This is a genomic window from Providencia rettgeri (assembly GCF_041075285.1).
GTDB lineage: Bacteria > Pseudomonadota > Gammaproteobacteria > Enterobacterales > Enterobacteriaceae > Providencia > Providencia rettgeri_G.
Genome location: NZ_CP163512.1, coordinates 3,575,039 through 3,598,382, shown reverse-complemented (window position 1 = coordinate 3,598,382; position 23,344 = coordinate 3,575,039). Strand labels below are relative to the sequence as shown.

Here is a 23,344-nt window from a genome sequence, read left to right as displayed (position 1 = left end):
CATGAAAGTGTTAAGTTCATTAAAAACAGCAAAAACACGCCATCCAGACTGCCAAGTTGTTCGTCGCCGTGGACGTGTGTATGTGATTTGTAAAACTAATCCACGTTTTAAAGCGGTACAAGGTGGTAAGAAAAAACGTTAGTGCCTGCTTTTCCTTTAAATTTTAACCTATATTGCTTCATTTTATTTTTAGCTTAACCACGGCAACGCATACTCCTTGTCGTGGTTTTTTTGTTTTCTCTCCATGTTCATTAGTTTTATTACTAATCATCTTGCTAATAGTGATGAAATTCACTTGCACACAGAGGCATATTTTGTCAGGTTTAATACATCCGAAAAATTTCTAGCTTCAACTTATGTGAATGCCCGATAAATGATAAAAATGGCAACATCTAAGAGGGCTTGAGCCGGAACTGGAAATTTCTTGGTAAAATATTAAACAAACAGGGTGAATAGAAATGAAAAATGTAGGATTTGTTGGCTGGCGAGGAATGGTTGGCTCTGTACTTATGCAGAGAATGGTTGAAGAGCGTGATTTTGATGGAATTCGTCCTGTATTCTTCACGACCTCACAACAGGGGGCGGAAGCACCCACCTACGGTGGCCACCGCAGTACGTTACAAGATGCCTTTGATATTGACGCATTAAGGGCGCTGGATATTATCATTAGTTGCCAAGGCGGCGACTATACCAATGAAGTTTATCCAAAACTTCGTGGATCTGGTTGGAATGGTTATTGGGTTGATGCCGCATCTTCATTACGCATGAAAGATGATGCAATTATTATTTTAGACCCAGTGAATAGCCAGCATATTCAAGATGGATTAAATAAAGGCATTAAGACCTTTGTTGGCGGTAACTGTACGGTCAGTTTGATGCTGATGTCTTTGGGCGGGTTATTCACTAATAATTTGGTTGAATGGGCGTCTGTTGCAACCTATCAAGCAGCATCGGGTGCAGGTGCGCGTAATATGCGTGAGCTTTTAGTGCAAATGGGTTCATTACATACCCAAGTGGCAAAAGAGCTGCAAGATCCAGCATCAGCTATTTTAGATATTGAGAAAAAAGTCACTGACTTTACCCGCAGCGGCACAATGCCAACGGATGCATTTGGTGTACCATTAGCGGGCAGCTTGATCCCATGGATTGATAAAGCACTGGAAAATGGGCAAAGCCGTGAAGAGTGGAAAGGCCAAGCGGAAACTAACAAAATTTTAGCCACGGGCAATAACATTATCCCAGTTGATGGCTTATGTGTGCGTATTGGCGCACTGCGTTGCCATAGCCAAGCCTTTACGTTGAAATTGAAAAAAGATATTCCATTAAAAGAAGTTGAACAATTGTTGGCATCTCATAATGACTGGGTGAAAGTGGTACCAAACGATCGTGAAATTACTATGCGTGAACTGACACCTGCTGCTGTTACAGGCACTCTGAGTACACCTGTAGGGCGCTTGCGTAAACTGAATATGGGACCAGAGTATCTGTCTGCGTTTACCGTCGGTGACCAATTGCTATGGGGAGCGGCTGAGCCACTGCGCCGCATGTTGCGTATTTTATTATAGCGGTAAGGCTTTAACGGGTTGTTTTATCAGAATTTGTGCATTTAAATGTACAGGTCAACGTGCTAATAAACATAATATATTTGTTAGCACGTTGAATAACGTATTGAAAATATTGAACCTAGGCTAAGTTAGGTTCTTTTAGAACAGTTATAACTGATATCAATCTCAATATATTTCACCTGATAAAAAATAAGGTTTTTTAGGTAGTGAAACGTCACTAGGTGGGAGAATATTAACGTCCCCTTGGGCTAATTTGATATTATGGCTCACCGTGATAAATGCATTTTTTTGATTATTAGTGGGCCAGTACGCACCTTGAAAAAAATGGGCCATGGATTGACCATTAAAACCAATATTAAACATCAGATTTCTTTCTTTATTATGTAGCATTTCTTTATTGGCAATACTTGGACGATCTGTAATTGTGATTTCCATGATCCCACCATTTTTCCTTAAAAATTGTTGAATGCTTCTGACTTTTTGAATATCGGTATTAGCGTTTTTAATGCGATTTGCGCTAATGGGTTCCATATTGATGTCAAAGATTTTCACGTTCCCATTAAATTTAGTTTTATCCTGTGCTTTAGCGTAATGATAGGCTTCAACATATCGATTTAACCATGGCTTAAATGTTTTACTTGTTGGTTTATGGCGATACATATCAGTTTTAAAATTCCATTTGGTATGGCCTTTCTTTAAGTTTATATTTTCATTCCATTCAAGAGCGGGCATTTCAATGTATTTTCCTCGTTTAGGTTTGTTGTATCGCATTTTAAATGTTACATCGATAGCTGTTCCTACTCGCTCACTATTATTGATGTTCCCTTTATTTTTAACGGTTATATTTTCAAGATACCATGCTTTGTTTAATGGAGATTCTACGGGAAATTTGAGTCCTGCTGGTGAGGCCATTTGGGCATCTTGAATAGCTTGGAAAGGATGTAAAGAAAGCTTTCCGCTATATTTTTTTATGCTTAATGGCGTAAATTTATGATTAATATAGTCAATATAAATTTTATCACCATTTTCATTTTTGAGATAATAGTGATGTTTGCTTTTCTCTAAAGCTAGATGTTTACCTTTGATTTTAATATAACTCAATCCGTTACTATCATGTCTAAGTCCTTGGTTATCAGGCAAGGAAAGTTTACTGAGAGTGGTTTGATGAGGATATTTATTGTTGATATCAACTAAATTTTTTAATTCATGTGAAACATGAGGGGATGTTTTTTTCTCAAATATCCAACGATTACCGTCCCATTCAATAGGATATCCCTTCTTTTTGGGTTTATTTATATTGAACACTTCATATAAAATTTCATTTTGTTGGTGTCGGTTTTCCCTTACAGGGAGTAACTCACCATTCATTTCAATATAATGTTCAGGGAACTGTTTGTTCGTTATTTTTTTTGAATATAAGTGACCATCACGATAGTAGCTGGGATTTTTATTTACACTACGTAGATATTGAGCACTTTCTTGCTTTGATGATTTTATTTCTTCAATGATAGCGAGTTGTTTATTATTAAAAACAGGGTGTTCATTATGAGTATGTAGGTGCCAGGTTTTTGAGAGTGGCTCCATATAAACAGATTTATGTACTTTTATTGCGTTTTCTTTTTGAATAATAACTTCATAGCCACCTGAAATACTTTTTTGCAGATCATAGTAATTATCAAGTAATTTAACCTGCTTTTTTCCTTCACGAGCAATGACATTGATTTTTTCTACATTAAGGGGATCGGCATAGTGCCATGATGAGCCACTTTCATCAGCAATAACAGTCCTTTCAACAGGGGGGTTATTTGAAGAACTGGGCTGGTGTGTAATGAATTCATTAGGCTTATCTGTTGGTTTAAGAAATGTTGGCTGAATATTATCAGCCACTGCTTTTTTATGTTCTTTTAGTTCTAGCAAAATTTCCTTGCGAATTTCAGTGTGTGGATCTTTTGTATAAAATGCGGCTCTTTCGCGGGAACGTCGAATGTTACTCAGTTCAATAGGTTTGATGATGGGCTTAGTTGATTGAATGGGAAATGACTGGTGATTAGGTAAAGCTACATCAAGAGATGTTAAAAATTCAGCGGTTATTATTCTTCTGTATCGTTCAGTACAAATCGGGTCATCGTTATTTTTGTAGTATTCTCGTCGTTTAGCGTTCGCTATGGTATTGCTTATAAACGGCTTAATACCAATGGTTAATATGTTGGTTCCTAGATTAAGGATATCAGCGATACTTTTGATTGTGGGGGATGGTTCACTGTCTGTATTATCATATAACATGCGAAATGGATTTTCGATGCGTTGAGCCTCAAATAACAGTATTTTTCCTTCATGCTCGCCTTTTACATTTAAGATTTCTTCTTCAAAAGCACAATTCTCTTTGATGTGTTCTCCTGTATGAGGGTTAAGATGAGGGAGTAGGGCTCGCCTATTTCGTGATGTGCTGTTTTCTGTATTGTCACTCAAGTGGGAGATTATTATTGGTTCGTTAGCTGATTCAGAACGAAGTAAAAATTCAAAATATGCACGCTGTTCTAATGCGAGTTGACCGCTCTCTACTAATTGTTGTGTTATTACAGAAATTAATTCTTTCTTTTCGTTTTCTTGATTCAATATGTAGGTTAGGTTTTTATTTCCTAATGAGGTCGTATTTTTATGAGAACGTTTTGTTTGTGTTGGATGAGGTAATGCTGAGGTCTGAGCAGAAGTGAACCTTAGCGGGTCAAGTTGAGCAACAAAGCGGTTTTCTTCATGTGGACTTACCGTAGAGTGAATTATAAAGTCCGAGCTATCTACATTGAATGATTTGGCTGAGGTATCGGAGGGGAGGTTTCTATTTGAGGCAAGAGCTGGATAATTGGCTTGTTCCAAATGTGCACTATCAATGAGACGACATTGGCTTATTAGTAGTAAAAGTGAAATAGCGGTATGACAAGGAGTTGAAATATTGAGTGATGCTCTCCTGTTTAAGACTTCATGTGAATTTTCAACTTGAATTAGTTGTTGTCTTAAATTCAATGTTTCATCGGAAACAGATGAGTACTTTCGAACTCTAACATTAGGCGTTGGTTTGGGAATACTAGGGTCATTCCCTGCTATATTTCGGTGCTGTATATTGGATATAGGCATTGATTAACTCTTTCCTCGAAAATATAAAAAATTAAAACGCGCAAATTGTAATTACGGTATCAATTCGTTAAGTAAATTGTTTTTCACTGGTTTTGTTGTATATATCTTAAAATATACCTATTTCCTTTTAGGTTTATTTCGAAAATGTATGAATAATTTTATTTTTTATTAGCACTATCAATGACGAAGTGAGTTTCGATAAAAAGTGAGGTATTTATTCTTTTGCGAAAGGGGGGAGGCTAAATTGATAGATCCAGAAAGGTGGCCAACGTTTCACTTGTGCTATAGTTCGGCTTGTACGTTAAGGTTGTTCAATAGATAAAATGTTACTGTGTTTTAGCTTCATTTTTTCTCTAATTTAAACAAAGTTAATGACGTTCGGGTTCAATTGACGCACGTTTCACTTATTTGATGCTACGTTAAGAAGCTCTTGCCGAGTTCACTCGGCGGCGAACCTCTCGAGTTTTATTGTGGATCTATTGTTTCTGTTGGTAATTGATTTATGAATAATAAGTTTCGGTTACCATCAATAGCCTGAATATTTTTATTGGGTTGATAGCATGCACGTAGGGGGGATAAACAACGTTGTGCGGCATGCTGTTGTATTCCTAACCAATCGCTGATTAACCAATAATTATTGGCCGTTGAATAGGGGGCCATCAAGGTCTGTTTTGTCAATGTTGGTTTTGAGGCTGTTTGGCTATACCAAATCAATAATGGAATTTCATAGGCTTCTTTTCTTGGGTTATTCACCCCATGATGGTAATGAATATTACCATCACTGTCTAAGCGTTGTAGAGCATGATCGGCAAAAAACATCAATGAGGCAGGTTTACTGTCTAGTTTCTGCAATAATTTTTCAATAAAAGCGTCAGTATAGGCAATAGAACTGTCATAACAATCATCGTCTTCTTGGCCACTCATTTTTTTGAGTTGATTTTCGGGAAAACGGTTACATGCGGGCTCATGGCTTCCGTAGGTATGCAACACAATCAGCTTTTTGTTTGAGGTATTGTCGTTAACGGCATTCTCAAAATCATCAATTAATTCATTGTCATAACCGACAAATTCATTCCATTTTTTATCTTGCGCCATACTGGCGATTGCCGATATCACACTGGTTTTCTTGTTGGTTTTTCCTTGGTTGCTGATCCAATAGGTTTTGAACCCTGCATGGTTTGCCAATGAAATAATATTATCGGCATAATGTTTTTTATTTTGTATTTGTGTGAGTTGAATATTGGCAAGTGAAATGGGGACCGACAAGATGGTGACAGGTGCGGGTGAATACGCTTGCGTGAACACTTTTATTTGGTTTTTTCGATTATTCAGGTTTGGTGTGGTCTCATAGTTATAGCCATACAGGCTCATATGATCGCGACGCAGTGATTCACCAATCACTAATACATAAATTTGTGTCTCGCTGTGTGTTTTGTCGTAATTAAAAGAGACTTTTTGCGACGATATCTTTTGTATCTCTCTGTTTTCGTAAAAATTTTTGAGTAAAGCTGCGGCATTATAAAATGGGGAGTTTTGTAGGTATTTTTCCCCGATTAATAAATGGCTATCTGGTTGTTTAAGTAACGGTGAATAATAAATAGGAATGGCAACAAAGAAACCAATCACCAATAGCAGATTCAATTTACTTATACGCGGTGAAATGTATTTTGAACATTGATGAATGCTCAACAAATACAAAGTAAACGCAATGAGGTAGAAAACAACATAACCAATGTTATATGACAACATGCCCACCGTTTCATTGCTATTGGTATTAATAAAGGTTTCTGCAATAGAAGATGAAAAACGGATATCGTGTTTTTGGTAGAAAAAGAAGGAAATAGATAAATTAAGCGCCCATAAAAGGGCAATCACCGTGGTAAATAGTTTACCTAAGCGCGTTCGATAGACACTTGCACAAAGTACCATCACCAATACTCCGGATAAGATAATGGTGATATCTGTTGCTGTATTTAGCTCCCCACTTAACAAGATGGGAAGTGTCGAAAAAGCTAAAAAATAAGTTAAAGCAATCAGTTGTTGCATAATCATTATTGTCTTTTATGTGTTTGAACCTTGCCTTAGTGAAGAAAACCCTCGTTTTTGCCAGCTAACATTTTATTAACGTATTTAGTGTTTATACCATGATAAAACGTAAGATAATCAAAAGAGTGGGGTAAAAGAATGTAAAAGAGCGTTAGGTTTGGTCAGAAAGTGCCCCCAATTATTAGGGGGCACATGGCCGCAATTAAAGGCATTTTAAATACAAAATAACGTTAACTAAGGCTAAAATGATAAAGAAAGCTTGGCATTAATATTATTATTGTCGTAATAGTTAGATTTTAACTTACTGTAATCAACCGATAATTTATAATCATTACTTATATCAATGTTCGCTCCGATTTTAGCTGTGATACTGTCTCTAGGGGCTGATACGCTTTGTGAAATAAACGCATGTCCGGTTTGTGGAAATTTCAATTTAATTTCACGTGTTAAGTCACCATATTGATGTTGCCAGCCTAATTCACCGTATAAGCCTAATTTATAGCGTTCATTGAGCGCCCAATGGTTATCAAAACGTACGCCCAGCATAGAGAGTAGTGTGACCGTGCTTTGCTCATCTGCGCTAAGCGCTGTTTTTCCGCCATTCTCATTAATCACTCTATTGTGAGTATTGATATAAGCAAAGTTAGTAAAGGGTTCAATGTTTGCAATGGAAGTGGTTAAAGGGTAAGCCATTTCAATAAACGCTTGGCTTGTATTTATATCATAAGTGGAAGTGTTGCTATCAGCGTACATTTGATAGTTCACAGGCCTTTTCGTGTCGATGCTTCCTCGGTTATATTCAACGCCACCCCGAAGGACAATCGGTTTTATTTGAGCACCACCATAAGCGGCAATGTGGTAGTTGATATTCTTATTAGTGTTATCTTCACTGGATAGTGAACCTTGGGTAACACCGATGGCAATACCGGCCGTAATGGTATCATGATAAAAACGTTGGCTTGCACCTAGGAATATCCCATTGGCGGAGGCGTGATAACCTGTGGTGTTATCATCATTTGGTATAGTTTCCTGCTGATATAACGTATTAACCCATAAATCCCCTTTATTCTCGTGACGCCCTTTTGTCAGATTGAATGATTCAGAAGTTCGAATATGTTCCAGTAGCTTTCTTCTAATTGGGAGGGTGTTATTGATTTGATTTGATAACACATGAGCATGAATGGGCTTTGATAATTCATGTATTGCGACTTTAATGTTATTCTCATCAGACAATATTAGACTTTTATATAAAGCATGACTTCTGGGGAGTTTGTCGAGTATTTCCGCGACCACTTTTTGGTTTTTGGTGTCAGCAAAAGAGGCAAAGGCAATGTTATTGCGAGAAAAACTTAAGGTAACATCATTCGGTGAATAAATGAGTTGAGACTTAACAAAAGAATAGCTCGGTAATACAGCCTCAAACTGTCCTCTCACGCCTTTTTTGGCACTCAATATGGTGTACTTTTCATCCAATAATTGGACAAGTTCTTCTGCCGTCAGTGCATTTTTGCTGCCCTGTAATGTGACACTAACTGTCCCACCATTTAAAATCGCTAAACCTTGGCTATTCAGTTTATCATTGACTCCTTCTTTAGTAATTTCAACAGGATATTGGCTGCCGGCTTCAAAAGTGACAGAGTCAGCAATTTCGATTGTTGCGGCTTTATTTTTTCCGGGGGATATTGTTCCCCCCGCTTTCACTGTTAAATTACCAAGCTGTCCAGTCCCTATCAATAACCCATTGTTATGAATAGTCACATCATGCATTTTGCCATTATTGATCACTGTGCCTTTATGTATATCTAGCGGGGAATTTAAACTGCCATTTATGGTTAGCTCTCCATCATTGACGGATGATCGTGTTGCGTAAGTATTTTCGCCATTTAAAGTGATCCAGCCTTGGTTGAGTTGCAGGCCTGCAAAGCGATTGTTTCCTGATAAAATGAGAATGCCATAGCCTGTTTTGATCAATTTCCCTGGTCCATGAATGTTTTTTTTCCATTCATCGCTAGTTGAATAGGTCGCTAGGCTGTATTTGCTCTTGTTCTGGTCAACAATAACATCGTTATAAAAATAAACGGGTCCATCAAAAGCTTCAGGTAAATTTATCAGCCCCCAATAAGTGTTTGGGTCATCGCTTTTTATATTCCAACCTGAAAGGGAATCACTGGGATAAGCGGTGCTGGCTAAAATGCTCAGCCGTTGTTCTTCATTAAGATAAGGGAAACGCAGTCGTAGCAAGTTACTGGCTAGCTTGGGCAGTTTATCGGGTGACAACTCCGGCACAGCATAGTTATTATGAGATAAGTTCGCGCTGCCATTTTGTGAGGAAGCAAAGCACTCCTGCGGTTTGTGCTTACATAGGGTTGGTAAGATAGAGCGTGCATCTTTCGCTAATGTTGCAAATGATTCAGCTATCTCGTCGTCGGCTAAATGTTGAGCCAGTAAATAATAATTACCTACTCGAGAGGCGATAATATCAGTCGGAAAATGGGCGCCAACGATAACACGGCTTTCCCCATACTCAGAGGCTCGACCATAGATTTCTTTTATCTTTTCAGGGAACATCGTTGATAAGGTTGCTGCCTGTTTGAAGGCATTCCATGCATGACCACTAGGGTATGATGACCCTGCTATTTTTGTATAATCAGGAAGATATTCCCCATCGGTGTTGAGAACTTGCTTTGGGCGTCCTCGGAGAAAATGATCTTTTAAAATAAACTCCATTGCCCTTTCTGGTTGTTTAGCATTGAATCTAGCGTAACTTCCTTGGTTGTATAATGACTGAAGTTTTTTAAAGGGGCGATTCGTGGTTAAATTTACATTAAATTTATTTTTGCCAAAAATGACGTTATTAAAACTATTTAACAAATAGTCACTTTTTTGGTTTTTATCTGCTTCAGCAAGCGCTTTTCTTTCCCCTGTTATTTTTGTCTTCTCGTGATAAATACTCCGATCCTTGTTTGCTGCCGCTGAGTTTTCCGGTGGCGGTGGTGTAATCGCTTCATTTTTAATGCCTTGAAGCCAATCATTCCTTTTATCTATAATTTGCTTTTCTGCATTCTCATATCCTTTTAATGCCAATGAAGGATGAGTATAAAACATCGATACCAATATAATGGGCACTGATTTGAATGGTTTTTTCATTATATTCCTACAGGCTTATTGAGTGAGTTTAAAACCAGCGATATTCTGTTTTCAGAACCGAATATGTTTTATGCCGAAGGAAATAAAAATAATAGTTTTATTTTTCTTGAATTGGATGTGAATTAATCTATTTTTTTATTCTTTTATTTATTTTAAATACGTGGTTTTTATTGTAATGAATTGATGTGTAAGGTGTTTATTTGTTTGTTTTTTAATGTCAGTAATAATTTATTGTTAGATAAGTTGAAAGATAAAATAAGATGAATTTTTCAATCTAGCGATTAAAATAAGAAAATATAATTTTAATACTATATTATTTAAAAACTAAACCCCCTTACATGCAAATGTAAGGGGGTTGGTAAACAGAACAAATATAATAATTAAATATCGATATTCGCTGCTTTTAAGGCATTCTCTTCAATAAATGCACGACGAGGCTCAACTGCATCACCCATTAATGTGGTGAAGAGTAAGTCGGTTGCTATCGCATCTTTTACCGTAACACGCATCATACGACGCGTTTCAGGGTTCATGGTGGTTTCCCAAAGTTGTTCAGGGTTCATTTCACCAAGGCCTTTATAGCGCTGTACATACAGGCCACGACGAGATTCACGTGTTAACCAAGCCAGTGCTTCTTCAAAGTTGCTAATATCTTGGCGGCGTTCACCACGTTGAATATAAGCACCTTCTTCAATTAACCCACCAATTAAATCACCTAAATGGGTAATACGGCGATACTCACTACCGTGTACAAAATCAAAGTCGAGGTTGTAATCGGTATCGACACCGTGGGTGCGAATGCGGATATTGGGTTCGAACAACTGACGTTCACGGTTTTCGTTAATAGTGTAGCTATAGGTACTACCGAATTGTTCGTTATCCGTTAAGCGCTGAACCAATGCTTTCGCCCATTCTTCCACTTTTTCACTGACCTTTAGGTCATCTTCGGTTAGGGTTGGCTGATACACCAAGCTATTTAGTAATGCTTGTGGGTAAAGACGCTCAAGGCGGCGAATAATACGGTGTGCGGCATTATATTCGACAACCAGTTTTTCTAATTCCTCGCCTTTCATGGCTGGTGCTTCTGCACTTAAATGCAGCTCAGCGCCATCAAGGGCAATAGAAATCAGGTAATCGTCCATCGCATCGTCATCTTTAATATACTGCTCTTGTTTACCACGTTTCACTTTATACAGTGGTGGCTGAGCGATAAAGATATGGCCACGCTCAACAATTTCAGGCATTTGACGATAGAAGAAGGTTAACAATAACGTCCGAATGTGCGAACCATCGACGTCAGCATCCGTCATGATAATGATGCTGTGATAACGCAGTTTATCTGGGTTATATTCATCGCGACCGATACCACAGCCTAATGCCGTGATCAGAGTTGCAACTTCCTGTGAAGACAGCATTTTATCAAAACGCGCTTTTTCTACGTTTAGAATTTTACCTTTTAGTGGCAAAATTGCTTGGTTTTTGCGGTTACGACCTTGTTTTGCTGAGCCGCCCGCAGAGTCCCCTTCCACAAGGTACAGTTCGGATAACGCAGGGTCGCGTTCTTGGCAGTCAGCCAGTTTACCGGGTAAACCTGCTAAATCTAACGCACCTTTACGGCGAGTCATTTCGCGCGCTTTACGAGCGGCTTCACGTGCACGTGCTGCATCGATAATTTTCCCAACGACGATTTTGGCGTCATTTGGGTTTTCCAGTAAATATTCAACCAGTTTCTCATTCATCATGGTTTCAACGGCGGTTTTCACTTCAGATGACACCAGCTTTTCTTTGGTTTGTGATGAGAATTTAGGATCTGGCACTTTCACAGAAATAACTGCTATCAGACCTTCACGAGCATCGTCACCTGTTGCGTTGACTTTGCTTTTCTTCTGATAGCCTTCTTTTTCCATGTAGTTATTCAGTGTACGCGTCATCGCGGCACGGAAACCTGCAAGGTGGGTACCACCATCGCGTTGTGGAATATTGTTGGTAAAACAGTAAACGTTTTCTTGGAAGCCATCATTCCACTGCATTGAAACTTCAACACCAATGCCGTCTTTTTCAGTTGAAAAATAGAATACCGATGGGTGAATTGGGGTTTTGTTACGGCTTAAATATTCAACGAAAGCTTTGATACCGCCTTCATAATGAAAATGGTCTTCTTTTCCATCACGCTTATCAATGAGTTTGATCGAAACGCCCGAGTTTAAGAAGGATAACTCACGTAAACGCTTCGCTAATACATCGTATTCGAACTCAGTGACGCCTTTAAAGGTGTCCATACTTGGCCAAAAACGGACGCGTGTCCCAGTTTGGTCAGTTTCACCCACAACGGTCAAAGGCCCTTGTGGCTCACCATATTTGTAGATTTGTTCGTGAACTTTGCCATCACGTTTGATGACTAACTCTAATTTTTCAGATAAGGCGTTAACAACCGATACCCCAACGCCGTGCAATCCGCCGGAAACTTTATAGGAGTTATCATCGAATTTCCCCCCCGCGTGCAGAACGGTCATGATGACTTCTGCGGCAGAGACACCTTCTTCTTCGTGGATACCGGTTGGGATCCCGCGTCCATCATCCTGTACGGAGATAGAGTTATCGGCATGGATAGTGATAACGATATCGTCACAAAAGCCTGCGAGGGCTTCGTCGATGGCATTGTCGACAACCTCGAAAACCATGTGATGAAGACCTGTTCCATCGTCTGTATCACCGATATACATGCCCGGGCGCTTACGCACCGCATCCAGTCCTTTTAATACCTTGATACTTGAGGAGTCATATGTATTCGACATCAACGTTTCCTGCTCTTTCTATTCCTGAGGTTGAACTTCTATTTTGCCATGTTCTACGCTAAACATCTTGCTATTTGCATCTATCATATCATTAACTTGCTCCGGTGTAATGGCACTGACAAACACCTGTGCTTGCGTAGCTTTGAGGCGAGCTGCCAATAATTGACGGCGACCCGCATCGAGTTCGGAGGCAAAATCATCCAGCAGATACAGGCATTGTTGCCCGCTCTGACGAGTGAAAAACTCACCCTGCGCTAACCTAAGTGCGCACATCAACAGCTTGAGTTGGCCCCGTGAAAGCATATCTTCAACCGGTGTGCCATTGGCTCTGATCCGCAAGTCCGCTTTATGGGGTCCTGAAGCGGTGTAGGTTAGTGCTCTATCACGCTCAAATTGGCGCTCTAGTTGTTCTGAATAATCAATTTCTTTATCCCAACCGCGCTGGAAGGAAACGGATAATGAAAATTCGGGTAAAAATTGTTGGCAAGTCTGCTCTATATTTTCAGCGATGCCGGAAATATAGTCTTGACGCCATTGGCTTATTTGCTCTGAAAGCGGCGCTAACTGGGTATCCCAATGGCGAATTTGCTCATAACGCGTCACTTGCCGTAAAGCCGCATTTCGCTGCTTTAATAACCGTTTTAAATCTGACCAAACAGAGAAAAACAGTGGGTCGTTGTGAAAACAGCCCCAATCAATGAAAGCGCGGCGGTATTTAGGGCCACCATTGAGTAAGGTAAAACCTTCTGGGGTAATTAACTGCATTGGCAATAATTTTGCCAGTTCGGCAATTTTATGACCATCTGTTCCGTCAATTCGGACTTTGCTATCCCCTTCACGGTTTTTACTTAAGCCTAATGAAAGGTCGTTACGCGCTTCATCTAAGTGGCTAAGTTTACCATGAAGAATAAATTGTTCTTGCTCATGGCGAATAACACGATTCGCTTGAATACTGCGAAATGCTCGACCATGACCTAAGGTGTATATCGCTTCCAATACACTGGTTTTGCCGCTCCCATTTGGACCAATGAGAAAATTAAACCCATTAGCTAAGGAGAGATCCGCATTTTCGATATTTCGAAAATCACGGATCAATAAACGCGAAAGGATCATAAATACTGATTACAAACGCATTGGCATGACGACATACACTGCCGCTTTACTTTCTGCATCTTCAATTTGCACACTGGAAACCGCATCTGTTAGTAACAACTGCACATTTTCGCTTTTTAGTGCATTGAGGACGTCTAAGATATAGCTAACGTTAAAGCCAATTTCCATATCAGTGCCTTGGTAGCTGACATCAACGATTTCTTCAGCTTCCTCTTGCTCAGGGTTATTGGCCGTGATGCGCAATTGATTTTCGCTGAAATACAGGCGAACACCGCGGAATTTTTCATTTGATAAAATCGCTGCACGGGAAAATGCTTGTTTCAGTAGATCACAACGCGCTTCCAATGTTTTATCTGGGTTTTTCGGTAATACGCGGCGGTAATCAGGGAAACGACCATCCACCAATTTTGAAGTGAAAATGAAGTCCCCCACATGAGCGCGAATATTGTTACTACCAATTTGCAGTTGCAAAGGTGCATCGCCACCATCCAGTAAGCGCATTAGCTCAATCACGCCTTTACGTGGCACAATGACAGAGTGAGAGGGCAGAGATTGCCCAATATCCATTGCGCAAACAGCCAAACGGTGACCATCAGTTGAAACGGTTCTGAGCATTTGGTCTTCAGTTTCAAATAGCATGCCGTTGAGATAATAACGGACGTCTTGGTGTGCCATTGAGAACTGAGTGGCTTCAATTAAACGTTTCAGTATTGATTGCGGAAGAGAAAATTCAACTTCGCTTTGCCAATCATCAAGGTTTGGAAAATCAGCCGCAGGCAAAGTCGATAATGAGAAGCGGCTACGCCCAGAACGGACGAGCAGTCTGTCATCATTTAGTTCTACATGAATTTCAGAACCTTCAGGTAATCCACGCCAAATATCGAAAAATTTGCGTGCGGGTACCGTAGTTGCACCAACTTCATGTTCCCCAGTTAGGGTAACATTGGCCATCATCTCCATTTCAAGGTCGGTTCCAGTGAGTTGGAGGGTGCCTTCTTTTACCTGTAATAAAAGGTTACCTAAAATAGGCAGAGTTGGACGCCCACCTAAAGGACCACTAACCTGTTGTAACGGTTTTAATAACTGCTCGCGTTCTATTATAAATTTCATAGCAATTAAGATGATAATGTTCTGATTAAATTAGAAAAATCTTCTTTGATGTCATGGCTTTCTTCCCGTAATTGTTCAATCTTACGACAAGCGTGTAACACCGTTGTATGGTCACGGCCGCCAAAAGCATCCCCGATTTCAGGTAAACTATGGTTAGTCAGCTCTTTCGCCAGTGCCATCGCCATCTGACGCGGACGTGCGACAGAACGAGAACGGCGTTTTGAAAGTAAATCTGCTACTTTAATTTTATAATATTCAGCAACTGTTTTCTGAATATTATCAATAGTTACCAGTTTTTCTTGTAGTGCTAATAAGTCACGCAGTGCTTCTCTGACAAAGTCGATAGTAATCGCGCGGCCAGTAAAGTTTGCGTTGGCAATCACACGATTTAACGCGCCTTCTAACTCACGGACGTTAGAACGCAGACGTTTTGCGATGAAAAATGCGACTTCACCCGGAAGCTGAATTTCATTTTCATCGGCTTTTTTCATCAATATCGCCACACGCGTTTCAAGTTCTGGCGGCTCAATAGCAACGGTTAAGCCCCAACCAAAGCGTGATTTTAAGCGATCTTCGACCCCGTTAATTTCTTTTGGATAACGGTCGGACGTTAAAATAATTTGCTGATTGCCTTCAAGCAGTGCATTAAACGTATGGAAGAATTCTTCCTGTGAACGCTCTTTGTTAGCAAAAAATTGAATATCATCAATTAATAAGGCATCTACAGAACGGTAGTAGCGTTTGAATTCTTCAATCGCGTTATTCTGTAGAGCTTTGACCATATCTTGAACAAAACGTTCAGAGTGCATGTAAACGACACGTGCATTGGCCTTATGTTGCATGATGCTGTTGCCCACAGCGTGCAATAAGTGGGTTTTACCTAAACCCGTTCCGCCATAAAGGAATAATGGGTTATAGGCACCACCTGGATTTTCAGCCACTTGCCTCGCTGCTGCGCGAGCCAACTGGTTCGATTTACCTTCAACAAAGTTATCAAACGTGTGCTTAGGGTTCACATTTGAACGGTAAGCCACATCGGGTTGCACTTTGGCTGAGTTGTCCCAACTCGGTTTAACGGGCGCTGACGGTACGGCAAAAGCAGGTACTTCGTGAGTTGTACGTGCTTGAGGTGCTGCCGGTGCGACGCTAATCGGCTTATTGCCTACTTCAAAGTGTAGTGCAGGTGCGTCAGTTCCACAAAAGTCATTCAATAATTCATTGATATTATTGATGTACTTATCCCTAACCCAGTCGAGAACGAAACGATTTGGGGCATAAAGTGCCAGCGTATTGTCGTTTAATTCAGCTTGAAGGGGGCGTATCCACATACTGAATTCTGTGGCAGGTAGTTCATCCTGCAATCGGGCAAGACATTGCTGCCAAAGCGAAAGTGACACGTTGGACTCCCCTAAACAAGGTCAATGGAACAAAAGAAGTACGGATGTAAACACAGAATTTTCTATGGAGCATTTTCTCAAAACGATCCAAAGTGATTTTAGATTAACTTTTACTCACTACGTATTGCTGATCCTTGGATCAGAAATAGACAGACGATCATACCGCAAAATTCACCAGAGATCTCCATTCTTTTACACAGTTTTTATGCTTTTTATCCACAGGTAAATGTGGTAAGGCAGCGCTTATAAGGATGATGTTGACCGGAAGATCCGATTTTTCGCCAGTTTTTCCACATGGCTGGGGATAACTTTAGACGATTTAAAAGAAATATTCCTTAGGATCAAAAAATATTTTTAGAAAATGGGAAGATCCTTGCGCTTTGGGGCGGAGTCCGTATAATCTTCCTCCCTGTGTGCAGTACTGATGTGATTTTTACACGAAACTGAGGTATACTTGTTAGGTTCTTTGTTCTGCTCTAATGTTAATGTTAGTCAAGGATACAGGCGAAAAGCAGGTTGTCAGTCAGTATGAAAATAGGATCATGAGTTGACTGTCACAGCATATGTCGGCAAACCGGTCAGCCAGGCTATAAATAAAAGAGGTATGATCGCGTCATTTTATTGACGTGACCCCCTATGTTTTATTACAATCCTGCCTCTTTCTATATTGTTGCGATAGAGGCATAGGTGTAAATCAGTTTCCACTGGTTGCCAACGCGTTTACTGAATCAGTAATAAATTTTAAAGTTAGGTAGAAATCGTTATGAAACGCACTTTTCAACCGTCCGTACTGAAGCGCAACCGTTCACACGGTTTCCGTGCTCGTATGGCCACTAAAAATGGTCGTCAGGTTCTGGCTCGCCGTCGTGCTAAAGGCCGCGCTCGTCTGACCGTTTCATCTAAGTAATAAAGCTAGCCCTCTATTCCAGTGGTTACGCTCGCTTTTACCCGGGAGTTACGTTTGTTAACTCCCAGGCATTTCGATAATGTCTTTAAGCAGCCGCAGAGGGCGAGTTCCCCAGAGATAACAATCCTTGGTCGCCTAAACGAGCTGGGGCATCCCCGCATCGGTCTTACCATCGCCAAAAAAAATGTTAAACGAGCTCATGAGCGAAATCGTATTAAACGATTAGCGCGTGAATATTTTCGTCTGCATCAACATGAGTTGCCTTCTATGGACTTTGTGGTATTGGTAAGGAAAGGGGTTGCTAATCTCGACAATCAACAGATCACGGAAGCATTGGATAAGTTATGGCGTCGTCACTGTCGCTTGGCTCAAAAATCCTGATCATGCTGATCAGAGGCTACCAACTGGCGATTAGCCCGTTGTTAGGGCCTCGCTGTCGCTTCAATCCTACTTGTTCAAATTACGGAATTGAGGCATTGCGCAGGTTTGGTATGCTAAAAGGGAGTTGGTTAACGGCGAAACGCGTATTAAAATGCCACCCTTTACACGCTGGTGGAGATGATCCTGTCCCACCCAGAAAAACTGATGATAATAGAGAATTATAACGATGGATTCGCAACGCAATCTTCTACTCATCGCTTTGTTGTTCGTGTCGTTCTTAGTTTGGCAGGCCTGGGAGAGCGATAAAGTTGCTCAGGACGTTAAAACTGTTCAAACTTCGCAACAAGCGGATATGCCAAGCAGTGATGCCCAAGCAGTAGCTAGCAGTGGGCAAGGTAAGCTCATCACAGTCAAAACTGATGTACTGGATATTCGCATCAATACTCGTGGTGGTGATATCGATGAGGCTGACCTGTTAGCCTATCCTGCGACCCTTCATTCGGAAGACCCTTTCCGTTTACTGGAAACTAACCCAGGCTTTGTCTACCAGGCACAAAGTGGTTTGATTGGCCCTCATGGCCCAGACAACCCAGCAAATAATAACGGCGAACGTCCGCTATACTCTGCAGATTCTGCAACTTTCACATTAGCGAACGGCCAAGATGTATTACGTGTACCAATGACATTTACTGATAGCAACGGTGTTGTTTATCAAAAAACGTACATTGTGAAACGTGGGCAGTATACCGTTGAAGTTGAATACAGTATCCAAAACCCAACAGCACAACCGCTGACGTTAGCGTTTTTCGGTCAGTTAAAGCAAACTATCGAATTACCAAAAGAACGTGATACGGGTAGCAGCAACTTTGCGCTGCACACTTACCGTGGTGCGGCTTATTCTTCTGATGAAAATAACTATAAAAAATATAGTTTTAGTGATATCGAAGATAAAAATCTGAGCCTGACGACGAAAGGCGGCTGGGTTGCGATGCTGCAACAATACTTTGCGACAGCTTGGATCCCTGCAAGCTCAGAGAAAAGTACGTTCTATACCATCGATCTTGATAAAAAATCTGCCATCATTGGTTATAAGAGTGAACCAATGACGATTGCCGCAAATGGTGCAGGTACTTATTCATCAACGTTATGGGTTGGACCGGAAATTCAGTCTGAGATGGCCGCAGTTGCACCTCACTTAGACTTAACCGTTGATTACGGTTGGTTATGGTTTATCTCTCAGCCATTGTTTAAATTGCTGAAATTTATTCACGGTTTCGTGGGGAACTGGGGTATTGCCATCATCGTTATCACTTTTATCGTTCGTGGTATTATGTACCCGCTGACAAAAGCACAGTACACCTCCATGGCGAAAATGCGTTTACTGCAACCTAAATTGGCTGCAATGCGTGAGCGTATTGGCGATGACAAACAGCGCATGAGCCAAGAAATGATGGCGATGTATAAAGCAGAAAAAGTCAACCCATTGGGTGGTTGTTTACCGCTGCTGATTCAAATGCCTATCTTCCTGGCACTTTATTATATGTTGATGGGTTCTGTTGAACTGCGTCATGCACCGTTCTTCGGTTGGATCCAAGACTTGTCTGCACAAGACCCGTACTACATCCTGCCAGTATTGATGGGTGTGACAATGTTTGTCATTCAAAAAATGTCACCAACCGCTGTCACTGACCCTATGCAGCAGAAGATTATGACCTACATGCCAGTGGTGTTCACTATCTTCTTCCTGTGGTTCCCATCCGGTCTGGTACTGTATTATATCGTGAGTAACTTAGTCACCATTATCCAGCAGCAAGTGATTTACCGTGGTCTGGAAAAACGTGGTCTACACAGCCGCGATAAAAAAGAGAAAAAATAATCTCGCTTCTCAGTAAAATGAGAATGGCTTCACAAAGGCCAATTGTATAGTACTATTAAGGCGACCCAATAAGGTCGCCTTATTCTTTTCAAAATAGATTTCAAGTCAAAGACAGAGAAACATCATGCTGATTAACGATACTATCATCGCTCAGGCAACACCCCCCGGTCGTGGTGGTGTCGGTATTTTACGTGTATCAGGCCCGAAAGCGGCACTGGTTGCTGAAACCGTACTGGGAAAACTCCCTAAACCTCGTTATGCGGATTACCTCCCTTTTCGTGATGTGGAAGGGGCTGTCCTTGACCAAGGTATTGCCATTTATTTCCCCGGCCCAAATTCCTTTACAGGGGAAGATGTCCTTGAGTTACAAGGCCACGGTGGTCCGGTTATTCTTGATCTATTACTGAGAAGAATTCTAGCTATCGATGGCATTCGTATCGCCAATCCAGGAGAGTTCTCTGAGCGTGCATTTCTCAACGATAAGCTTGATTTAGCCCAAGCAGAAGCCATTGCTGACTTAATTGACGCAAGTTCTGAACAGGCTGCGCGTTCTGCGATGAACTCTCTGCAAGGCGCATTTTCTTCCCATATCCATCAATTGGTGGAAGCACTTACTCACTTGCGGATCTATGTGGAAGCAGCTATCGATTTCCCTGATGAAGAAATTGATTTCTTATCCGATGGTAAAATTGAAGCCAAACTTAATGAAGTGGTGGCTGATTTAGAATTGGTTCGTTCCCAAGCTCGTCAAGGCAGTTTGCTGCGCGAAGGGATGAAAGTGGTGATTGCAGGGCGTCCAAACGCAGGTAAATCGAGCCTACTGAATGCGTTAGCGGGACGTGAAGCCGCGATTGTGACGGATATTGCAGGTACGACTCGTGATGTTTTACGTGAACATATTCATATTGATGGTATGCCACTGCATATTATTGATACCGCAGGGCTACGTGAAGCCAGTGATGAAGTTGAGCGTATTGGTATTGAACGTGCATGGAAAGAGATTGAGCAAGCCGACCATGTTTTATTTATGGTGGATAGCACCACAACCAATGCGACAGAGCCACAAGAGATTTGGCCTGAATTTATGGCTCGTTTACCCGATGAATTACCTGTTACGGTAATTCGTAATAAAGCCGATATGACAAATGAACCGATTGAGTTTATCAGTGATACACGTTACCCATTAATTCGTTTGTCTGCCCGTGAAGAAAAAGGTATCGATTTGCTGCGCGATCACCTAAAAGAAGCGATTGGCTTTAATAGTAATACCGAAGGCGGTTTCCTTGCTCGTAGTCGCCATTTACAAGCGCTGAATGCAGCAGCGGTTCATCTAGAACAGGGTTATGACCAGTTAGTGAATGCTCGCTCCGGTGAATTATTAGCTGAAGAGCTGCGCTTGGCTCAACAGGAACTGAGCGAAATTACGGGAGAGTTTACTTCTGATGATTTATTAGGGCGTATTTTCTCCAGTTTCTGTATTGGCAAGTAGAACACAAAACTCTCAATATAAAATTGAAATACTAAGATGGCCACTTTGCGGATATTGGTGAAGTGGCCGTTTTATATTTCTAGCATAAGTTAGTGTATTTTAGAAAGATTTAACGCCAGCCATTCAATTGATGTTTTCGATATTCTTCTTACTTTTAGTATTTGTTATTTCCTAATAGATTGCATGTAACTAAATTATAGACATTTATGCTGAATTTTATCCTATTTCAAATTTTAGGAAAAAAATATAATCAATACGTTATTTTCATGAAAATGAAAGTAACTGTAATTAAAAAAAATTTATTCTAAGTTTTATTTCTTAATATTAAAATAAAAGGTTTGAAATGGAAACATATCAGATTTCTAGTTTTTCTGAGGAAATTAATATTGATCTTCTTAAAGATAGTCCTCAGCAGAGAATTCACGCATTATTAGTTAAAAGAGAAAATGCCTCTTTCTTAAAATTATACTTCGAAAATATAAAGTTGCCTCAATATTCCTATGTTGAGTTTGAGTATGGTGAAGGTTATATACAAAGGGAATCTTTTGATCATGATGGTAATAATTCGGTTATTATCATCCCCAACCAATGGGTCAATATCCGCGTTATTTTACCTAAAAAATACAGTAGCGATGATAATTTTTCATTTCTTCTGAGTAAGGTTAAATATGATAGAAGTTATTCAAGAGTCATTATTGGGGAAGATGAACGAAAACCTTATATGTGCTATGAAAGAAGCCCAATTGCTGAATATGCGTTATCAAGTGCAGCAGCACGCATTGGAAAATGGGGCTCCTGTTCATTAATTGGTAGTGAAAATCATGTATTAACCAATCACCATGTTGTCGCAAGTGATCCGAAATTAGTGAAAGGTGAGATCTGGTTTAATTGGTTTAATGGATCCTGTTGCTCAACGTCTACTGTCAGTGAGCCTGTTCGTTTAAGACCAGGGAAAATATTAAAGATGGGGGCCTCCGAAAGTGATAACGATTATGCATTATTGACACTGGATGAGTTCGATTATTTAAATTCTAATGTAAAAGCATTATTTGGTGGGCTTAAATTAAGCCAAACGAATCCTACTAAAGGCGAAAATATTTATATTCCACAATATGGAAATGGTGGATTACGTCCAATGTATATTAGTGATATAAAAAATGGTAAATTTACTGAGATATTAAACATTGAGAATAAGGGAAATAAAATAACCTACAATGCGGATACGCAAGGTGGTTCATCGGGGTCTCCTGTTATATCAAGAACCCGCAATCAATTAATCGGTTTACATTGGGGCGGTGGGAATGTCAATGTGGGCGTTTCTGCTCAAAAGCTTAATGTTGAGTTAGGATATTTTATTGAAAAAAGTAATATTCCAGTTATTGGGTTAGGAAAAGTTATATCGACAAATTTTGAATTAACACCAATGAGCTCACCAGAGCAGTGTATTCCTATATTCCTCAGTGAAGGAAGCCGAATTGAGCCTTTTGATACCGTTAAAATAGAACACTATAGTCACTATTCAATTTTATATGTTAAAGCGCTCGATTTAGCAACCAATGACAGATCTCTTCTAACGCTAAAAGCCGGTTTAGTGAAAAATGGTTGCCAGACACATCTTCATGGTAATGTTACAGGTGATGTTTTTTTTAAATTATATGATTTTGATTTTGAAAAAAATGGGCTGTTTAAATTTTGGGTGACTTTTAAAATAGTGGATGATACACAAAATATTAAAAACCATGTAATTAGGTTAGTTTTTGATAATTATGACCCCTATGATGTTCCATTTGATATCGAAAGTGCTGAAATTTTAGATTTAAACCTTAGAAAAGATAAAAAAAATGCGACTGGCTACATGTTAAATGGTAGTGATTACTATGGATTTGTTGCGTTATATCGTGATCAAGGACCACTGTCTTTGGTGTGGTCGGATAAAAAGCACTCTCAGGTAAAGGGGATATTAAAAGCTTCATCTGGTGATGAAGTCTTTGTTAATTTTAGAGGTTTTCGCAAAACCGATTGTTCTGCAAGCTCAATGAATAGTGCCGCGTCATGTAGCTCCTCAAATAAGTACTCCCGGTTAGCATTAGAATACTTCCCTGAAGATAATACCCACCTTATATTAGGCCAAGGTGTGTATGAAGGGATTATTCCATTACAGGCAAAATCCTGGGAAGGGGCTGCGAGTCAAAATATTTTGGTTAAAGTCTCTTTGTGGTCTGAGTAAGAATGCAATAATTAAATCTTTCTCTATGGTTGAGAGTTTGTAGATATTGAGTAAATCAACATGATTATCCAGTGTATTCGCTGAAATTTAGTGTATGCACTGTGTTATTGAGTACAGATACGAATAGACCAGTCTTAATCTCACATTAATCTCTTCCAT

Annotated in this window: 15 protein-coding genes; 8 read left to right on the top strand and 7 right to left on the bottom strand. The window is 40.1% G+C overall.

Annotated features, from left to right (window positions below; translation table 11 throughout):
- The first annotated feature begins 1 nt into the window (after position 1).
- Together ykgO and asd are read left to right on the top strand one after the other, a co-directional pair.
- Positions 2-142: a type B 50S ribosomal protein L36 gene (ykgO, locus tag AB6N04_RS16530; protein WP_369309317.1), complete on the top strand. Its 141-nt coding sequence runs from the start codon at positions 2-4 to the stop codon at positions 140-142.
- Positions 143-458: 316 nt separating this feature from the next.
- On the top strand, positions 459-1,565 hold the full coding sequence (gene asd / locus AB6N04_RS16525; protein WP_369309316.1) for an aspartate-semialdehyde dehydrogenase: 1,107 nt from the start codon (positions 459-461) through the stop codon (positions 1,563-1,565).
- A gap of 165 nt (positions 1,566-1,730) precedes the next feature.
- Here the strand turns inward: asd and AB6N04_RS16520 are convergent, their stop codons facing one another.
- The 7 genes from AB6N04_RS16520 to dnaA all read right to left on the bottom strand — a co-directional run bounded on the left by AB6N04_RS16520 (position 1,731) and on the right by dnaA (position 16,305).
- Positions 1,731-4,697 (bottom strand): hypothetical protein, encoded by a 2,967-nt coding sequence (locus tag AB6N04_RS16520; RefSeq protein WP_369309315.1) that lies wholly within the window; start codon positions 4,695-4,697, stop codon positions 1,731-1,733.
- A 465-nt stretch (positions 4,698-5,162) separates the two neighbouring features.
- Complete coding sequence (locus tag AB6N04_RS16515) at positions 5,163-6,749, bottom strand: phosphoethanolamine transferase (RefSeq protein WP_369309314.1); 1,587 nt, start codon at positions 6,747-6,749, stop codon at positions 5,163-5,165.
- 234 nt (positions 6,750-6,983) lie between these two features.
- Positions 6,984-9,890, bottom strand: coding sequence for an autotransporter domain-containing protein (locus AB6N04_RS16510; RefSeq protein ID WP_369309313.1), 2,907 nt, complete (start codon positions 9,888-9,890; stop codon positions 6,984-6,986).
- 380 nt (positions 9,891-10,270) lie between these two features.
- On the bottom strand, positions 10,271-12,685 hold the full coding sequence (gene gyrB, locus AB6N04_RS16505; RefSeq protein WP_369309312.1) for a DNA topoisomerase (ATP-hydrolyzing) subunit B: 2,415 nt from the start codon (positions 12,683-12,685) through the stop codon (positions 10,271-10,273).
- Between the two features lie 18 nt (positions 12,686-12,703).
- The gene (gene recF / locus AB6N04_RS16500) at positions 12,704-13,798 is read right to left on the bottom strand and encodes a DNA replication/repair protein RecF (RefSeq protein ID WP_369309311.1); all 1,095 of its coding nucleotides are present in this window, start codon (positions 13,796-13,798) and stop codon (positions 12,704-12,706) included.
- Between the two features lie 9 nt (positions 13,799-13,807).
- Positions 13,808-14,908 carry a DNA polymerase III subunit beta gene (gene dnaN / locus AB6N04_RS16495; RefSeq protein WP_369309310.1) on the bottom strand — a complete coding sequence of 367 codons (1,101 nt, stop codon included), beginning with the start codon at positions 14,906-14,908 and terminating at the stop codon, positions 13,808-13,810.
- A gap of 5 nt (positions 14,909-14,913) precedes the next feature.
- On the bottom strand, positions 14,914-16,305 hold the full coding sequence (gene dnaA, locus AB6N04_RS16490) for a chromosomal replication initiator protein DnaA (protein WP_369309309.1): 1,392 nt from the start codon (positions 16,303-16,305) through the stop codon (positions 14,914-14,916).
- A 763-nt stretch (positions 16,306-17,068) separates the two neighbouring features.
- Here dnaA and rpmH point away from each other — a divergent pair.
- The 6 genes from rpmH (at position 17,069) to AB6N04_RS16460 (ending at position 23,185) form a co-directional block, all read left to right on the top strand.
- Entirely contained in the window at positions 17,069-17,212 is a 144-nt protein-coding gene (rpmH, locus tag AB6N04_RS16485) for a 50S ribosomal protein L34 (protein WP_004906236.1), read from the top strand.
- A 21-nt stretch (positions 17,213-17,233) separates the two neighbouring features.
- Positions 17,234-17,593, top strand: a complete 360-nt coding sequence (rnpA, locus tag AB6N04_RS16480) for a ribonuclease P protein component (protein ID WP_369309308.1) — start codon at positions 17,234-17,236, stop codon at positions 17,591-17,593.
- A complete protein-coding gene (gene yidD / locus AB6N04_RS16475; protein WP_369309307.1) occupies positions 17,557-17,817 on the top strand; it encodes a membrane protein insertion efficiency factor YidD in 261 nt (86 codons plus the stop codon). Before rnpA ends, yidD begins: the two co-directional genes overlap by 37 nt.
- Positions 17,818-17,819: 2 nt before the next feature.
- Complete coding sequence (gene yidC, locus AB6N04_RS16470; RefSeq protein WP_369309306.1) at positions 17,820-19,469, top strand: membrane protein insertase YidC; 1,650 nt, start codon at positions 17,820-17,822, stop codon at positions 19,467-19,469.
- A 124-nt stretch (positions 19,470-19,593) separates the two neighbouring features.
- Positions 19,594-20,958 (top strand): tRNA uridine-5-carboxymethylaminomethyl(34) synthesis GTPase MnmE, encoded by a 1,365-nt coding sequence (gene mnmE / locus AB6N04_RS16465; RefSeq protein ID WP_369309305.1) that lies wholly within the window; start codon positions 19,594-19,596, stop codon positions 20,956-20,958.
- Between the two features lie 343 nt (positions 20,959-21,301).
- Positions 21,302-23,185: a serine protease gene (locus tag AB6N04_RS16460; RefSeq protein WP_369309304.1), complete on the top strand. Its 1,884-nt coding sequence runs from the start codon at positions 21,302-21,304 to the stop codon at positions 23,183-23,185.
- Positions 23,186-23,344: the final 159 nt, after the last annotated feature.

What these genes read in the sequence shown, in the direction of transcription:
- AB6N04_RS16520 (WP_369309315.1), bottom strand. Translation starts at nt 4,697, where the DNA reads ATGCCTATATCCAATATACAGCACCGAAATATAGCAGGGAATGACCCT.
- gyrB (WP_369309312.1), bottom strand. Translation starts at nt 12,685, where the DNA reads ATGTCGAATACATATGACTCCTCAAGTATCAAGGTATTAAAAGGACTG.
- mnmE (WP_369309305.1), top strand. Translation starts at nt 19,594, where the DNA reads ATGCTGATTAACGATACTATCATCGCTCAGGCAACACCCCCCGGTCGT.
- AB6N04_RS16460 (WP_369309304.1), top strand. Translation starts at nt 21,302, where the DNA reads ATGGAAACATATCAGATTTCTAGTTTTTCTGAGGAAATTAATATTGAT.
- ykgO (WP_369309317.1), top strand. Translation starts at nt 2, where the DNA reads ATGAAAGTGTTAAGTTCATTAAAAACAGCAAAAACACGCCATCCAGAC.
- yidC (WP_369309306.1), top strand. Translation starts at nt 17,820, where the DNA reads ATGGATTCGCAACGCAATCTTCTACTCATCGCTTTGTTGTTCGTGTCG.
- yidD (WP_369309307.1), top strand. Translation starts at nt 17,557, where the DNA reads ATGGCGTCGTCACTGTCGCTTGGCTCAAAAATCCTGATCATGCTGATC.
- recF (WP_369309311.1), bottom strand. Translation starts at nt 13,798, where the DNA reads ATGATCCTTTCGCGTTTATTGATCCGTGATTTTCGAAATATCGAAAAT.
- AB6N04_RS16510 (WP_369309313.1), bottom strand. Translation starts at nt 9,890, where the DNA reads ATGAAAAAACCATTCAAATCAGTGCCCATTATATTGGTATCGATGTTT.
- dnaN (WP_369309310.1), bottom strand. Translation starts at nt 14,908, where the DNA reads ATGAAATTTATAATAGAACGCGAGCAGTTATTAAAACCGTTACAACAG.
- asd (WP_369309316.1), top strand. Translation starts at nt 459, where the DNA reads ATGAAAAATGTAGGATTTGTTGGCTGGCGAGGAATGGTTGGCTCTGTA.
- rpmH (WP_004906236.1), top strand. Translation starts at nt 17,069, where the DNA reads ATGAAACGCACTTTTCAACCGTCCGTACTGAAGCGCAACCGTTCACAC.
- AB6N04_RS16515 (WP_369309314.1), bottom strand. Translation starts at nt 6,749, where the DNA reads ATGATTATGCAACAACTGATTGCTTTAACTTATTTTTTAGCTTTTTCG.